Raw genomic sequence first — 12,652 nt, 5'->3', positions numbered from 1 at the left:
TTGCGACAAAACTTTGGCTGAAAACCGGTGTAAATGGTAAACTAAAATGAAGGGGGGATCCTATGGTTTGGCTATTGCTACTACTGCTTATTTTTATTTTTTTGGTGTACTATGTATATCGCACGTCTGTGATGAAAAAGGGCGTACGCTATTTTGTTTCGGCAATTATTATGCGTAACAATGAATGGTATGAAAAAGAAGGCAGAAAGAAACTGGGGATTCCATACAAAGAGCGGATCGCAAAAAGCAGTTCGGCTTTTTGGGCACAAGGTTCGGAATGTACGGTAACGACCGCCGATGATCTGATCCTAACAGCGGAAGTCTTTGATCAGTGTGCAAAAACGTGGGTGATCTGCTTGCATGGGTATCGCAGTGATGGGCAAGCAGATTGTCAAGAGGCAGCCGAGAAATTCTGGTCTGCTGGTTACAATGTTTTAGTTCCTGATTTACGTGCACATGGCCACAGTGAAGGCAAAGAGATCGGCTTAGGGTGGCTAGATCGGATGGATCTGCTTTTGTGGATCGATAAGATTTTGGAAAAAGACCCACAAACACAAATCTTCCTCTATGGTTTAGGAATGGGGGCTGCGACCTTGCTGCTGGCTAGTGGAGAAGTCATGCCGGTGCAAGTGGCTGGGTTGATCTCAGACAGCAGCTATACGTCCGTTTACAGTGCGATCCGATCAAGCTTGCCGCAATTTTCTCGGTTACCGATCAAACGCTTTTTGCGCTTAGCGAATCGCTATAGCAAACAATTAGTCGGTTATCCCTTCTTGCAGATCTCGGTGACCCGACAAGTCGGCAGCAACCATTTACCTGTGCTGTTTTTACAAGGAGAAAAAGATTCGTTTCTTTCGGAAAAAGAGATCAATACCTTAATGGAAGCAACGGCTGGACCGAAACAAAAAGTCCTCTTTGCGAATATGGGACATTTACAGGCAGTGAAAGATGCTCCAGAATATTGGCCAACCGTTTTGCAATTCATTGAGAATATCAAACAAAATACAGACATCGTCTGATAGAAAGGAAGAAAGCAATGGAAATCAAAGAAGAAAATAAACGTTTTGCTTTGTATGATGGAGAAAAAGAGGTGGGAGAAATCACATGGCAAGAAACGCCAGATGATGTGCTAGAAGTAGACCACACCTTCGTCAACCCTGATTATCGCGGCCAGCAATTGGCGCAAAAATTACTCAAAGCGGTTGTTGAAAAAGCAAGACGGGAAGAGAAAAAAATTATGCCTGTCTGCTCCTTTGCGGTCAAAGAGTTCAAAGAAAAACCAGAATACGATGACGTACTGGTTCGCTGATTTGAACGAAAGTGATCTATGAGAAAAAGGCTGTCAGAAAGGACAGTCTTTTTTAAACCCTCATGCAACGGGCAATGACAAAAAGAGAGTAGTAATTTCCAGCGGAAAATGCTAAAATGGAAAGGACGACTTTAGCAAACAAGGAGGAGCTAACGTGTATAACATCTTATTAACTGCTGTGATCGTTATTTCGATTTTAATGGTCATTACGATCATGATGCAGCCTAGCAAGCAAAATAGTGCAGCTAGTGCCTTTACTGGCGGTGCAGATCAATTGTTTGGTAAGCAAAAAGCCCGTGGATTTGAAGCGGTGATGCAGCGTTCAACGGCCATTTTAGGTTTTGTTTGGATGGTCTTGCTCTTTATTTTGGCTTTTCTTTCATCAAACTAATCACTTTGTTAGCGAACCTCTCGTAAAGAGAGGTTTTTTTCTTTTTAACGGGAAGATTTTGATCGCATTTGTCGAAGTATTCTTGCTAACTATGGTAGAATTGGACGTGAGGTGAAAGGAAACATGAAAACATTTAATCAACCAAAACCGGTTTTTGCTGAACACGGCAAACGAGCGGTCATTTTGTTCCATGCCTATTCAGGCAGTCCTAACGATGTGCGCATGCTTTGTCGTTCGTTAGAACAAAAAGACTACACGGTTTATACACCGATGTTTACTGGACATGGTACACCGAATCCAGATGATATCTTAAATCAAGGAATGACTGTTTGGCAGCAGGATGCTGCGGATGCAGTTGCTTATGTGAAAGAAAAAGGCTATGAGGAAGTTGCTGTGCTGGGACTTTCCATGGGTGGGATTTTAGCGATGGATCGTTTGACCCAAGATCCAACATTGATGGGGGGCGGACTGTTTTGTTCGCCATTATTTGAAACCAAGAATGAAGTGCCAGTCAATTTTGAAAAGTATGCTGAAATGGTCATACCCTATGCTGATTTAGACGAGGCGACCCAAAAAGAAATATTGGCAGAAGTCCCTCGTAAGGTCAGAGAACAGCTGCAAGGAATCGAAACAGTCGGACAAACCACAGCTGGGCATTTAGGAAAAATCAAGCGCCCAATCTTCCTGGCGCAAGCAGGAAAGGATCAAATGATCGATCCACAGACAGTTTTCAAAACAGCAGGGGCACTGTCCCATGTTCCCTATACGCTTCAATGGTATCCCGAAAGCGGTCATGTGGTGACCGTTGGACCAGAACGGAAAAAATTAGAGCAGGATGTGTTTGCTTTCTTAGAAACACTTGCTTGGAAAGAGTGAGTTATGACAGAAACGATTAAAACAAAAATCATTCAGTTTCTCGAAGAAAGCCGCAAAAAAAGCTTTTCAATGGAAGAAATTGCTGAAGGTCTAGGACTTCAAAAAAGCACAGACTTTAAGAATCTTGTCCAGACAGTAGCAGCGATGGAACGAGAAGGCAGTGTGATTTTTAACAAAAAAGGCAAAGTGAAATTACCCATGAAACGTGTATTTGTGGAAGGGACTTTCCGAGCCAACGAGCGGGGCTTCGGTTTTGTCACGTTGGATGAAGAAGAAGACGATATTTATATCCCTAAAGAAGCAACAGGCTATGCCATGGACGGCGATACCGTTGCTGTAGACATCGTGCATGTTGCCGATCCTTTCTCAGATCGTGGTGCAGAGGGGAAAGTCGTAGAAATCAAACAACGCGCCATCAGTCAGTTGGTCGGCGAGTTTACATTATTTGACGAAAAAGAGATCGAAGAGTCGGATCTATATGGCGTAGTTCAGCCTAAAGATAAAAAACTAAGTGAATTAAAGGTGTTTATTGGCGCTCAAGGGATTCGACCTGTAGATGGTAGCATTGTGATCGTTGAAATCAGCCATTACCCAGAAAAAGGTTATTCGAAAAGCTTAGAGGGGTTGATCACGAAAGTTGTAGGACATAAAAACGATCCTGGAATGGATATATTGTCGATCGTCGTGGCGAACGGGATTCCCACAAAATTCGAGGAAGAAACCTTAACGGCGGCAGATGCAGTCCCAGATACGATCGATCCTGCTGACTTTCCAGAACGGCGGGATTTGCGAGATCAACAGATCGTAACGATCGATGGAGCGGATGCCAAAGATTTGGATGATGCGGTGACGGTAAAAGCATTGCCTGACGGCAGCTTCTATTTGGGCGTGCATATCGCCGATGTCTCTTATTATGTGACCGAAAACAGCGCATTGGATAAAGAAGCGTTTGATCGGGGAACGAGTGTCTACCTTACGGATCGAGTGATTCCAATGATCCCACAGCGTTTATCAAACGGCATCTGTTCGTTGAATCCAAACGTGCCAAGGTTGACCATGAGCTGTGAAATGTGGATCAACCAAGAGGGGATCGTCACGGATTACAATATTTTCCAAAGTATTATTCAAACAAGTGCCCGGATGACGTATCAAGCAGTCAATCAAATCATTGAAGACAATGATCCAGAAACCACCAAAGAATATGCGGAACTAGTACCGATGTTCCATGATATGGCCGCCTTGCATCACGTGTTAGAAGCGATGCGCATCAAACGTGGGGCAGTTTCTTTTGAAGACCGAGAAGCGAAAGTCTTAGTCGATGGAGAAGGACACCCGCAAGAAATCGTTCTGCGAGAACGTGGCGTCGGCGAGCGATTGATCGAATCCTTCATGTTGGCAGCCAATGAAACCGTGGCGCGCCATTTCAATCGGAAACATCTGCCATTTATTTATCGGATCCACGAGGAACCAAAAGAAGAGAAAATGCGCCGCTTCTTCGATTTTGCGTCTGCTTTAGGGATCGTAGTCAAACAGACCAATGGCTCGATCTCACCAAAACAACTACAAAAAGTGGTTGAAGATGTGGCAGATAAGCCAGAGGCAATGGTTGTCAATACGATGCTACTAAGAAGTATGCAACAAGCGAAGTATTCTGAAGAAAACGTCGGTCACTATGGTTTGGCAGCGGAAGATTATACCCACTTCACGTCACCGATCCGTCGGTACCCCGACTTGATCGTGCATCGCTTGATTCGTTCTTACAGCGAAGATGTCTCTGAAGCCAACCAAAACAAATGGGCGGAAATCTTGCCTGATATCGCAATGCATAGCTCCCAAATGGAACGACGAGCAGTCGATGCAGAAAGAGAAGTCGATGCGCTTAAAAAAGCTGAGTATATGGCCGATAAAGTAGGAGAAGAGTTTGACGGTATCATCAGTTCAGTGGTCAAGTTTGGCTTGTTTATTGAATTGCCTAACACGATTGAAGGGCTGATCCATATCAATAACTTGAAGCAAGATTACTTCCATTATTTGGAAAACCATCTAGCACTTGTGGGGGAACGGACAGGCTTGACCTTTAAAATTGGTCAGAAAGTTCGCATCAAAGTCGTAAAGGCTGATCCAGAAACAAGAGAGATCGATTTCGAACTGGTAGCAGCAGAAGAAGTTGAAAAACTGCAAGCACCAAAAGCTAACAAACGAAGCAACCATCAAAAAAATGAAGCGAACCGCCGTGGAAAAAAACAACGAAACCCTGAGAAAAACCAAGGGAAACGGTTTGAACAATCAGGCAAAGGCAAGCCGAAAAAAGCTGGCAAAGTGAAAAAGAAAAAACCTTTTTATAAAGGAATCAAGAAAAAATAATTGGAGGGATGGCCCGTGCCTAAAGGAGAAGGGAAATTAATCGCCCAAAACAAAAAGGCCCGCCATGATTACACGATCCTCGATACGATCGAAGCGGGGATCGTCTTACAGGGAACAGAGATCAAGGCGATCCGTAACAGTCGGATCAATTTGAAAGACGGCTTTGTACGCATTCGCAATGGTGAGGCATTCTTAGTCAATGTGCATATCAGCCCTTACGAGCAAGGCAACATTTTTAATCATGATCCATTGCGGACGAGAAAACTGTTGCTACACAAAAAGCAGATTGCTCGTTTGATTGGCGAAACAAAAAATACTGGTATGACGATTGTGCCATTAAAGGTATATATCAAGGATGGTTATGCCAAAGTTTTGATTGGTTTAGCGAAAGGAAAACGCGAGTATGATAAGCGAGAATCCTTAAAACGCAAAGATCAGGAAAGACAAATTGACCGAGTTCTTAGAAATTTCTAATTTTCTAAGAACTTCTTTTAGAATCCGACAGAGGTTATCGCTTTGAAAATCACGCTAAATTTGGTAGCATTTAAGGGAAAGCTGTTGATTTAACAGGCTTTTTCTTCCACATAGCGACACGAGGATTTTTCACTTAATTTAGGATTTTTAGCATTGTGAGTTTTTTGTCTAATTTTCTTGAAAATGCTTTGAAATTTTCCATTCGTGGTGGTATGATACCGATTGTTATGAGAGGAAACGCATTGTAACACCAGATTTTTTTCTGGAGATGACAGGAAAAGAGGTGAGAAAGATTGGAAGATAAATCGCTTATGTTTCATATCGGTCCTATATGGTTTGATGGAACTGTAGCTATGATGACAATCATTTCTTGTATCATTGTTTTTTTGGTGGTCTTTATTTGTACACGTAATTTGCAAATGAAACCGAAAGGGAAGCAGAACTTCATTGAATGGGTCATTGACTTTGTTCGTGGCATCGTGGCGGACAATCTACCAGGATCTCAAGTGAACAACTTTCATTTGCTCGGTGTAACAATGTTTCTTTTTGTGTTTGTGGCAAATGAGATCGGCTTAGTCACAAAAATCGTGACGACAGATGACATTACCTTATGGAAAAGTCCGACAGCAGACCCGTTTGTTACATTGACACTCGCACTTATGGTTATTTCCTTGACACATTTCTTTGGGATCAAGTCGTTGGGCTTCAAAAATTACTTGATCAATTCGTATCTGAAACCGGTGGGCTTTTTATTGCCGCTAAAAATCATCGAAGAGTTTACGAATGTCATCACGTTAGGCTTGCGTTTATATGGAAATATATTCGCTGGTGAAGTGTTATTAGGATTGATTGCCAACATGTTTATTAGTCTTGGTTGGTGGTCATTGCCGATCGTGATGCCGCTAGAAATGATCTGGATTGGCTTCTCGCTCTTTATTGGAGCGATCCAAGCTTATGTATTTGTTACATTGACCATGGTATTTATGAGCCACAAAACCGTGGCAGAACATTAATCGAATCGACATACAATTAGGAGGAAAAAAGAATGAACTTTATTGGAGCAGGATTAGCAATTATCGGAGCAGCAATTGGTGCAGGGTATGGTAACGGACAAGTAATCGCAAAAACGATCGAATCAATGGCACGCCAACCTGAAATGTCAGGTCAACTACGTTCAACAATGTTTATCGGGGTAGCGCTAGTCGAAGCTGTACCGATTCTAGGGGTAGTTATCGCGCTGTTATTAGTCTTCCGATAAGACAAGCACGAAAAGGCAGAAACGAACAATTGCACTCGTTTTTGCTTTTTTCTAATGAAACAATGACTTTCAGAAAGGAAGAATCGTTATGCTAAATCAGTTGGTTATGGCGGAAGTTCAAAATCCAATGCTTGGCAATATTATCGTTGTCAGCGGATCAATTCTTCTTTTGCTATTCTTATTGAAACATTTTGCATGGGATGCCATCAGTAGCATGATGCAAAAACGGGAAGATAAAATCGCCAATGATTTGGATTCAGCGGAACAATCACGCTTGAATGCAGCAAAATTAGAAAAAGAACGCCAAGAAAAATTGGCACGTTCTCATTCTGAAGCTGCGGAGATCATCAAGAGCGCCAAAGATAGCGGGGAATTGAGTCGGCAAAATATTTTGAGCGAGACCAAAGAAGAAGTGGCTCGTTTGAAAGAAAAAGCCAACTCAGATATCACCCTTGAAAAAGAAACTGCGTTAAAAGAAGTGAAAGATGATGTGGCAGAACTTTCGCTTCAAATCGCAGAAAAAATCTTAGGCCGCGAATTGACTCCCGAAAATCATGAATCCCTAATCAATCAATATATCGAAGGCTTGGGTTCAGTTAATGAAACTCGATAAATTCACAGTGGGAAAACGCTATGGAAAAGCCTTGTTCGAATTGGCGATGGAAGAACAACGCTTGACAGAAGTTTACCAAGAATTAATGACCTTGCGTCAGATTTATCAGGAGATTCCAACATTCGGCCAAATCGTGACCGATAACCGTTTGGATCTTCATGAGAAAAGACAATTAGTCGATCAATTGCTGAAGGGCTTTGAAGGCTTGGTCAGAAATTTCTTAGAGATCGTTTATGAATATGATCGCATGGATGATCTATTGCTGATCATTGATGAATACGAACGTCGTTACGATGAATATCAAGGTCTTGTTCTCGGAACGATCACAACGGCTGTTGCTTTGTCAGCAGAACAAAAAAGCAAAATTGAAAAGCAAATCGCCGATAAGCTTGGGTACAAGCAGGCACAATTGAAAGAAACGATCGATCCAACGATTTTAGGCGGTGTCATCGTTGAAGCAAATCATCAAGTGATCGACGGTAGTATTAAGAGCCAACTGGATTATCTGCGACAAAAAATCGGCAGATAAACAAGAGATAAGAGGTGAATCGGATGGCCATCAAAGCAGAAGAAATTAGTGCCTTGATCAAAGAGCAAATTAAAAATTATCAGAACGAACTTTCTGTAGAAGAAATCGGTACTGTCACATACGTTGGGGACGGGATCGCCCGCGCCCACGGTTTAGAAAATGCCATGAGTGGAGAACTGCTTGAGTTTTCAAACGGTTCTTATGGGATGGCACAAAACTTAGAGTCAAACGATGTCGGGATCATCATCCTAGGTGATTTTGAAACCATTCGTGAAGGGGACAAAGTAAAACGAACCGGTAAAATCATGGAAGTTCCTGTCGGCGATGCATTAATTGGCCGGGTAGTAAATCCATTAGGGCAACCAATCGATGGTTTAGGTCCGATTGAAACAGATAAATCACGCCCAGTCGAAGCAGCTGCACCAGGTGTTATGCAACGGAAATCCGTTTCGGAACCAATGCAAACTGGTTTAAAAGCTATTGATGCTTTAGTACCAATCGGTCGTGGCCAACGGGAATTAGTCATCGGTGACCGGAAAACCGGGAAAACAACGATCGCTATTGATGCGATCATCAACCAAAAAGGGCAAGACATGATCTGTATCTATGTCGCAATTGGCCAAAAAGACTCAACGGTTCGTGCACAAGTGGAAACATTACGCCGTTATGGTGCACTTGATTACACAATCGTTGTTTCAGCAGGTGCTTCACAACCAGCACCACTACTTTATATCGCACCTTATGCCGGGGCTGCGATGGGAGAAGAATTCATGTATAACGGCAAACATGTTTTGATCGTCTTTGATGACTTATCAAAACAAGCAGTCGCTTACCGTGAACTTTCTCTCCTTCTACGCCGTCCGCCAGGTCGTGAAGCATACCCAGGGGATGTCTTCTACTTGCACTCTCGTTTATTGGAACGTGCAGCGAAATTAAGTGATGAACTAGGCGGTGGATCAATGACGGCATTGCCGTTTGTTGAAACACAAGCAGGGGATATCTCAGCCTATATCCCAACTAACGTGATTTCTATCACAGATGGACAAATTTTCTTAGAAAACGACCTATTCTATTCTGGTGTGCGTCCTGCCGTAGCGGCTGGATTGTCCGTTTCACGGGTTGGTGGTTCTGCGCAGATCAAAGCGATGAAAAAAGTTGCCGGTACCTTGCGTTTGGACTTGGCTAGCTATCGCGAACTAGAGGCCTTTACACAGTTTGGGTCTGATCTAGATGCTGCGACACAAGCCAAATTAAACCGCGGTCGTCGAACCGTTGAAATCTTGAAGCAAAAACTGCATGAACCATTGGCAGTAGAAAAACAAGTCGTGATTCTTTATGCCTTGACGCATGGATTCATTGATAGTGTGCCAGTCAATAAACTATTGGACTTTGAAGCAGAATTATTTGAATATATCGAAGCAAACGCAGCAACGATTTTTGAAACCATTCGGACAACGAAAGATTTGCCAGAAGAAAGCTTGTTAGATGACACCATTAAAGCATTCAAAGATATTTTCATGGCATCCAACAGTTCTCGGGTAACGCCGCAAGATAAAATATCGACAATGCAAAACGCATAAAAGAGGTGAGAGAAAATGGCTGCTTCATTAAATGAAATCAAGCAACGAATTGCCTCAACAAAAAAAACCAGCCAAATCACAAAGGCCATGCAAATGGTTTCAGCTGCAAAATTAACAAAATCTGAAGCTCATTCGAAACAGTTTCAAGTGTATGCCAACAAAGTACGTGAAATCGTTACGCATTTAACTGCGCAGCAGCTTTCCGATCTTGCAGGTTCCGGTCCTAAAGATGGTGTGAACTATAACAGTATGTTGGTTAGTCGTCCGGTCAAACGCACAGGCTATATTGTCATCACTTCTGATGGCGGTCTAGTGGGCGGCTACAATAGTTCCATCTTGAAGCAAATGATGACCATGCTGGACGAAGACCATGCAAAAGAAGAAGAGTATGTCATGATTGCCATTGGTGCAACTGGCGCCGACTTTTTCAAAGCACGGGGCATCAATTTGGCGTACGAGTTAAGAAACCTTTCGGATCAACCAAGCTTTGACGAGGTGCGTAAAATCGTAACATTGGCGACAACGATGTACCAAAACGAAGTCTTCGATGAATTATATGTGTGTTATAACCATCATATCAACTCATTGACTAGCCAATTTCGTGTGGAGAAAATGTTGCCGATTTCCGATCTAGATCCTGAAGAAGCCGAAAGTTATGAACAAGAATACTTGTTTGAACCTTCTAGAGAAGCGATTTTGAATCAATTACTGCCTCAATACGCTGAAAGCTTGATTTATGGTGCGATTGTTGACGCAAAAACAGCCGAGCATGCTGCCGGAATGACAGCGATGAAAACAGCAACAGATAATGCCAAAAATATTATTGGGGACTTGACGATCTCTTACAACCGAGCGCGCCAAGGCGCAATCACCCAAGAAATTACTGAAATTGTGGCGGGGGCATCCGCGTTAGAATAGTTTCAAGAACGAATGGAGGAATACGAATGAGTTCAGGCAAGATTGTTCAAGTCATTGGTCCCGTTGTTGACGTGGAATTCTCTCTAGACCAATCATTACCAGATATCAACAATGCGTTGATTGTTTACAAAAAAGATGAGCAGAAAACAAAAGTTGTGTTAGAAGCTGCCTTAGAACTTGGCGACGGCGTTATCCGTACGATTGCCATGGAATCAACAGATGGCTTACAACGAGGAATGGAAGTAATCGATACAGGCGCCTCCATTTCTGTTCCAGTTGGGACAGACACCTTAGGACGGGTGTTTAATGTCTTAGGGGACACCATCGATTTAGAAGCGCCGTTCCCTGATGAAGCACCCCGCAGTGGGATTCACAAAAAAGCTCCTGACTTTGATGAATTGTCAACAAGTACCGAGATTCTTGAGACTGGGATCAAAGTTATCGACTTATTAGCCCCTTATTTAAAAGGGGGGAAAGTTGGTCTTTTCGGTGGTGCCGGTGTTGGTAAAACCGTCTTGATTCAAGAACTGATCCACAACATCGCCCAAGAGCATGGGGGGATCTCTGTCTTCACAGGTGTTGGTGAACGGACACGTGAAGGAAACGACCTTTATAATGAAATGAAAGAATCTGGCGTTATCGAAAAAACAGCCATGGTGTTTGGACAAATGAACGAACCACCAGGTGCTCGGATGCGGGTTGCCTTGACTGGTTTGACCTTAGCGGAGTACTTCCGCGATGTAGAAGGACAAGACGTACTCTTGTTTATCGATAACATCTTCCGATTTACGCAAGCTGGTTCTGAAGTATCTGCCTTACTAGGTCGGATGCCTTCTGCTGTTGGGTATCAACCGACACTAGCAACCGAAATGGGACAATTACAAGAACGGATCACTTCAACGAAAAAAGGATCGGTTACTTCTATTCAAGCGATCTATGTTCCTGCCGATGACTACACGGACCCGGCACCAGCGACTGCTTTTGCCCATTTGGATGCAACAACCAACTTGGAACGGAAATTGACTGAACAAGGGATCTATCCAGCCGTTGATCCACTGGCTTCTTCTTCTAGTGCGTTAGCACCTGAAATCGTTGGTGAAAAACACTATGAAGTAGCGACTGAAGTACAGCATGCGTTGCAACGTTACCGCGAACTACAAGACATCATCGCTATCTTAGGGATGGATGAGTTGTCTGATGAAGAAAAAACGTTAGTGGCTCGTGCGCGTCGGATTCAATTCTTCTTGTCGCAAAACTTCCACGTAGCGGAACAGTTTACTGGACAACCTGGTTCTTATGTACCAGTTGAGGAAACGATCAAAGGCTTTGCTGAGATTCTTGAAGGAAAATATGATGATCTTCCAGAAGAAGCCTTCCGTAGTGTAGGACGAATTGAAGACGTCATTGAAAAAGCGAAAAAAATTGGCTATTAATTAACCAGCCTCGAAGAAAGAGGGGAACCTCATGGATCAATTTTTAACAGTCAATGTGGTGACACCTGCTGGTTTGGTTTACGATCACCACGCGAAAATCGTGGTTGCACGTACGACAGATGGCGAGATCGGTATTTTGCCGCATCATGCCCCAATCATCGTTCCGTTGACGATTGATGAAGTCCGGGTCAAACGGATCGATTCGGATACTCACGTCGACTGGGTCGCCGTCAATGGCGGTATCCTTGAAGTGCGGGACAATGTTGTCTCTATCGTAGCCGATAGTGCGGAACGTGATCGCGACATCGACGTTTCACGGGCAGAAAGAGCAAAACAACGTGCAGAACGTCAAATCGAAGAGGCCAAACAAGTCGAAGATATCGACCAGCTTCGTCGCGCAACGGTTGCTTTGCACCGCGCCATCAATCGAATCAACGTGTCAAAACATTCCTAAAAAACAAGGGCATCTTGCCTTTGTTTTTTTGTTTCTTCAAGAAAACGTTTTAAAAACTTTTTAAAGTCTTTTCATGAAGGTTTCAAGAAAGATTATTTTTTATCTTGACATCTTTGTGGTATGATAGGAATGTTCAATTATGAAAAAAGGAGCAGGAAGTATGCAAGTGTATGGAATTGATGCAATCATTCGAATCGTGAGTCATTTAGCGTTCATCTATTTAGCATTTTGGGCATTGCAATCTGTGCGGATCGATGCTTTTTTTAAAGCCTTACGAACGACTCAGATACGAATGGTCATGGTGTTTCTTGCGATTGCATTAGGCTACACCGCCAGTACTTTTTTCCTTGAGTTGATTGCGTTATGTCGTAATTTATTTTTAACAGGTTTTTAAGAATTTCATTAATATATGCAAAAACACCGAATATTATGCTATAATTGGCAAGATTTGTG

15 protein-coding genes are annotated in these 12,652 nt (G+C 42.9%); all 15 read left to right on the top strand.

Going from position 1 to position 12,652, the window contains the following annotated elements:
- Positions 1–62: 62 nt before the first annotated feature.
- Positions 63–1,019 carry an alpha/beta hydrolase gene (locus IGI78_RS12075; protein ID WP_195264642.1) on the top strand — a complete coding sequence of 319 codons (957 nt, stop codon included), beginning with the start codon at positions 63–65 and terminating at the stop codon, positions 1,017–1,019.
- 17 nt (positions 1,020–1,036) lie between these two features.
- Positions 1,037–1,309 (top strand): GNAT family N-acetyltransferase, encoded by a 273-nt coding sequence (locus tag IGI78_RS12070; RefSeq protein WP_015510184.1) that lies wholly within the window; start codon positions 1,037–1,039, stop codon positions 1,307–1,309.
- A 154-nt stretch (positions 1,310–1,463) separates the two neighbouring features.
- Positions 1,464–1,700, top strand: coding sequence for a preprotein translocase subunit SecG (gene secG, locus IGI78_RS12065; RefSeq protein ID WP_005228700.1), 237 nt, complete (start codon positions 1,464–1,466; stop codon positions 1,698–1,700).
- Positions 1,701–1,823: 123 nt separating this feature from the next.
- Positions 1,824–2,576 carry an alpha/beta hydrolase gene (locus IGI78_RS12060; protein ID WP_194194842.1) on the top strand — a complete coding sequence of 251 codons (753 nt, stop codon included), beginning with the start codon at positions 1,824–1,826 and terminating at the stop codon, positions 2,574–2,576.
- A gap of 3 nt (positions 2,577–2,579) precedes the next feature.
- Positions 2,580–4,940 carry a ribonuclease R gene (gene rnr / locus IGI78_RS12055; protein WP_195264644.1) on the top strand — a complete coding sequence of 787 codons (2,361 nt, stop codon included), beginning with the start codon at positions 2,580–2,582 and terminating at the stop codon, positions 4,938–4,940.
- Positions 4,941–4,955: 15 nt separating this feature from the next.
- Complete coding sequence (gene smpB / locus IGI78_RS12050; protein WP_008380870.1) at positions 4,956–5,414, top strand: SsrA-binding protein SmpB; 459 nt, start codon at positions 4,956–4,958, stop codon at positions 5,412–5,414.
- 293 nt (positions 5,415–5,707) lie between these two features.
- Positions 5,708–6,427, top strand: coding sequence for a F0F1 ATP synthase subunit A (atpB, locus tag IGI78_RS12045; protein WP_077452900.1), 720 nt, complete (start codon positions 5,708–5,710; stop codon positions 6,425–6,427).
- Positions 6,428–6,459: 32 nt separating this feature from the next.
- On the top strand, positions 6,460–6,672 hold the full coding sequence (gene atpE, locus IGI78_RS12040; RefSeq protein ID WP_005228705.1) for an ATP synthase F0 subunit C: 213 nt from the start codon (positions 6,460–6,462) through the stop codon (positions 6,670–6,672).
- A gap of 88 nt (positions 6,673–6,760) precedes the next feature.
- Positions 6,761–7,285: a F0F1 ATP synthase subunit B gene (gene atpF, locus IGI78_RS12035; protein WP_016612589.1), complete on the top strand. Its 525-nt coding sequence runs from the start codon at positions 6,761–6,763 to the stop codon at positions 7,283–7,285.
- On the top strand, positions 7,272–7,814 hold the full coding sequence (locus tag IGI78_RS12030) for a F0F1 ATP synthase subunit delta (protein WP_016619750.1): 543 nt from the start codon (positions 7,272–7,274) through the stop codon (positions 7,812–7,814). Before atpF ends, IGI78_RS12030 begins: the two co-directional genes overlap by 14 nt.
- A gap of 23 nt (positions 7,815–7,837) precedes the next feature.
- On the top strand, positions 7,838–9,394 hold the full coding sequence (atpA, locus tag IGI78_RS12025) for a F0F1 ATP synthase subunit alpha (RefSeq protein WP_005228708.1): 1,557 nt from the start codon (positions 7,838–7,840) through the stop codon (positions 9,392–9,394).
- Positions 9,395–9,409: 15 nt separating this feature from the next.
- Positions 9,410–10,312 (top strand): F0F1 ATP synthase subunit gamma, encoded by a 903-nt coding sequence (locus IGI78_RS12020; protein ID WP_005228710.1) that lies wholly within the window; start codon positions 9,410–9,412, stop codon positions 10,310–10,312.
- A gap of 26 nt (positions 10,313–10,338) precedes the next feature.
- Positions 10,339–11,745: a F0F1 ATP synthase subunit beta gene (gene atpD, locus IGI78_RS12015; protein ID WP_077452892.1), complete on the top strand. Its 1,407-nt coding sequence runs from the start codon at positions 10,339–10,341 to the stop codon at positions 11,743–11,745.
- A gap of 31 nt (positions 11,746–11,776) precedes the next feature.
- On the top strand, positions 11,777–12,199 hold the full coding sequence (locus IGI78_RS12010) for a F0F1 ATP synthase subunit epsilon (protein ID WP_005228716.1): 423 nt from the start codon (positions 11,777–11,779) through the stop codon (positions 12,197–12,199).
- 160 nt (positions 12,200–12,359) lie between these two features.
- Complete coding sequence (locus IGI78_RS12005; protein WP_008380880.1) at positions 12,360–12,593, top strand: DUF1146 family protein; 234 nt, start codon at positions 12,360–12,362, stop codon at positions 12,591–12,593.
- The last annotated feature ends 59 nt before the right edge of the window (positions 12,594–12,652 follow it).

The sequence above is a fragment of the Enterococcus sp. DIV1767 genome, from assembly GCF_050542585.1.
GTDB classification, from domain to species: Bacteria; Bacillota; Bacilli; order Lactobacillales; family Enterococcaceae; genus Enterococcus_D; species Enterococcus_D innesii.
This window is presented reverse-complemented; position numbering and strand designations above follow the sequence as displayed.

What these genes read in the sequence shown, in the direction of transcription:
- IGI78_RS12030 (WP_016619750.1), top strand. Translation starts at nt 7,272, where the DNA reads ATGAAACTCGATAAATTCACAGTGGGAAAACGCTATGGAAAAGCCTTG.
- atpD (WP_077452892.1), top strand. Translation starts at nt 10,339, where the DNA reads ATGAGTTCAGGCAAGATTGTTCAAGTCATTGGTCCCGTTGTTGACGTG.
- IGI78_RS12005 (WP_008380880.1), top strand. Translation starts at nt 12,360, where the DNA reads ATGCAAGTGTATGGAATTGATGCAATCATTCGAATCGTGAGTCATTTA.
- IGI78_RS12075 (WP_195264642.1), top strand. Translation starts at nt 63, where the DNA reads ATGGTTTGGCTATTGCTACTACTGCTTATTTTTATTTTTTTGGTGTAC.
- atpF (WP_016612589.1), top strand. Translation starts at nt 6,761, where the DNA reads ATGCTAAATCAGTTGGTTATGGCGGAAGTTCAAAATCCAATGCTTGGC.
- IGI78_RS12020 (WP_005228710.1), top strand. Translation starts at nt 9,410, where the DNA reads ATGGCTGCTTCATTAAATGAAATCAAGCAACGAATTGCCTCAACAAAA.
- atpA (WP_005228708.1), top strand. Translation starts at nt 7,838, where the DNA reads ATGGCCATCAAAGCAGAAGAAATTAGTGCCTTGATCAAAGAGCAAATT.
- atpE (WP_005228705.1), top strand. Translation starts at nt 6,460, where the DNA reads ATGAACTTTATTGGAGCAGGATTAGCAATTATCGGAGCAGCAATTGGT.
- IGI78_RS12070 (WP_015510184.1), top strand. Translation starts at nt 1,037, where the DNA reads ATGGAAATCAAAGAAGAAAATAAACGTTTTGCTTTGTATGATGGAGAA.
- IGI78_RS12060 (WP_194194842.1), top strand. Translation starts at nt 1,824, where the DNA reads ATGAAAACATTTAATCAACCAAAACCGGTTTTTGCTGAACACGGCAAA.
- IGI78_RS12010 (WP_005228716.1), top strand. Translation starts at nt 11,777, where the DNA reads ATGGATCAATTTTTAACAGTCAATGTGGTGACACCTGCTGGTTTGGTT.
- rnr (WP_195264644.1), top strand. Translation starts at nt 2,580, where the DNA reads ATGACAGAAACGATTAAAACAAAAATCATTCAGTTTCTCGAAGAAAGC.